Source organism: Pseudoalteromonas sp. MB41, from assembly GCF_020966275.1.
Classification (GTDB): Bacteria; Pseudomonadota; Gammaproteobacteria; order Enterobacterales; family Alteromonadaceae; genus Pseudoalteromonas; species Pseudoalteromonas lipolytica.
Genome location: NZ_JAJJZF010000057.1, coordinates 1 through 1,726 on the forward strand (window position 1 = coordinate 1; position 1,726 = coordinate 1,726).

The 1,726-nt window shown below is 38.3% G+C and carries 2 protein-coding genes and 2 pseudogenes; 1 reads left to right on the forward strand and 3 read right to left on the reverse strand.

The annotated features are described in order from the left end of the window. The 3 genes and pseudogenes from LPA49_RS22075 to LPA49_RS22085 form a co-directional block, all read right to left on the reverse strand. A pseudogene (locus tag LPA49_RS22075) lies at nt 1-224 on the reverse strand (IS110 family transposase); the annotation flags it as partial. 214 nt (nt 225-438) lie between these two features. Further along, nucleotides 439-882 carry a helix-turn-helix domain-containing protein gene (locus LPA49_RS22080; RefSeq protein WP_036973810.1) on the reverse strand — a complete coding sequence of 148 codons (444 nt, stop codon included), beginning with the start codon at nt 880-882 and terminating at the stop codon, nt 439-441. Between the two features lie 9 nt (nt 883-891). Continuing rightward, the gene (locus LPA49_RS22085) at nt 892-1,233 is read right to left on the reverse strand and encodes a DUF4258 domain-containing protein (RefSeq protein ID WP_036973811.1); all 342 of its coding nucleotides are present in this window, start codon (nt 1,231-1,233) and stop codon (nt 892-894) included. A 336-nt stretch (nt 1,234-1,569) separates the two neighbouring features. Between LPA49_RS22085 and LPA49_RS22090 the strand changes: the two are divergent. Next, nucleotides 1,570-1,726: pseudogene (locus LPA49_RS22090) on the forward strand (IS5/IS1182 family transposase); the annotation flags it as partial.

Here is a 1,726-nt window from a genome sequence, read left to right on the forward strand (position 1 = left end):
ATTAGTTTGACCTCATGACCAAATTGTTTGCATTTCCTTGCTAGCCAGTGAGCACCACAACAAGCCTCCATCGCAATGGTTGTTGATTCTTGGACAGATAGAAAATCGACTAACTTTGCTCTGGAATATTTATGACGAAAGACTTCACGGCCAGCATAATCGTGACCAATTAAATGAAAAGTTGATTTACCTAAATCAATACCTATGACTTTTGCAAATGACATGATGGTTTCCTCCTGTAATAGCCAACTCTATGAGTTTAGCTAATGGGTGGAGCGTACCATCTAATTAACGAGTTACAGATAATGACGATGAGGATCGTATTATCGTGTCTTCATATAAATTAGTACGAACCACAAATTATCTAGCATTGCTTCAAGATGAATAGAAGCCAAAAAGCCGACTTAATGTCGGCTTTTTGGCTGGGTGGTTTAAGGCTTAGCTTTCTACTTCTTCCCAATGGTTTTCGATTTCTTCTAGGCGAATTACTTTTGCAGCTTCCTCAGCTTCAGTATCCGACAGTAAATCAAGAAAATAACTTACGGGATTATTTTTCTCTTGGCTTTCCATATACAAAGCTCTTAAAGCCGCATCTGTAGTACGTGGGATTTTTGTTTGACCTTTCTCATAACGTGCAATTGTCTGTTCATCTACACCAAAACGTGTCGCAAGCATTTTTTGAGAAACATTCATTTCAATACGTAAAAATTTAAATTCCTCATACACAAGAGGTCTGTTGCTGTCTACAACAGCCTGTGCTATTGCGCTATGAAGTCCGTTCATATCATCAATACTTGTATATTCTTCACCATCGATTTCTTCAACGGTAACACCATTTTTTAGATACACGTTTGATAAACCGCTTTCAGTATAATGGTACATATCAACCTCTTAATCTATCCATACAGTTACTAGAACTGACATAGGACTGTCATGATGATTCTTAAGTGCAACAGTCAACTCAATAACTTTGCCCGCTGCTAAACCTTTCAAGTTAAATTTCCAATCTCCAGAGGCCTCAGGGTATGGACCCTCTCTGAACACCGAATGTTTACTCTTAAGTAGAGTAATAATTTGTGCTGAAGTAACCCCTCGTTCATGCATGCGTTGTTTAACATGCTTGCTCCATCGAATCCTGTGGGTATAATTCTCTGCCAGATCATTCATTATTTTTCTGGCTGTTCCCTCTGTAAGAGGAAATTCTTTAACGCCTTGTGGATTATTTTCAACCATGAACCACCTATCAATCTGACACCTGTCATTTTGATAGGAAGGCAACGTATTGTCAACTATTACTTGAAAAAACTCTAAACGAACTTACTATCGCCGTATGCCAAAAACAACCCACTCCCGCCTTCAGCAGAAGAGTGAGCTTCATTCCTAACTCGTCTTGGGGCAGAAACGAGTTACGCTTGAAGGTTAGCTATTGGCCCAGACTGTGTGAAAACTCTGATCACCTTTTGGTCTAAGTATGTTCTGCTTATGATCTATTAATCTATACATTTAGTTCACTTAATATACTGATATTTATATAATTAGACTATTGATTCAGTTGAGGGTTGAGGCAGTATGTCAAAGTTTATAAGCGGTGAAAGTCGTGACCAATCAACGTTATTTCCAGAATCGTTGGAAGACTACGTCAGTGAAGATAATACGGTCAGAGTGATTGATGTTTTCATTGAGGAACTAAATCTAGCTGAATTGGAGTTTAAAGGGTTAACTTTAA

Bases quoted from the DNA above. Each gene is read 5' to 3' on its own strand.
- LPA49_RS22080 (WP_036973810.1), bottom strand. From the start codon at position 882: ATGTACCATTATACTGAAAGCGGTTTATCAAACGTGTATCTAAAAAAT.
- LPA49_RS22085 (WP_036973811.1), bottom strand. From the start codon at position 1,233: ATGGTTGAAAATAATCCACAAGGCGTTAAAGAATTTCCTCTTACAGAG.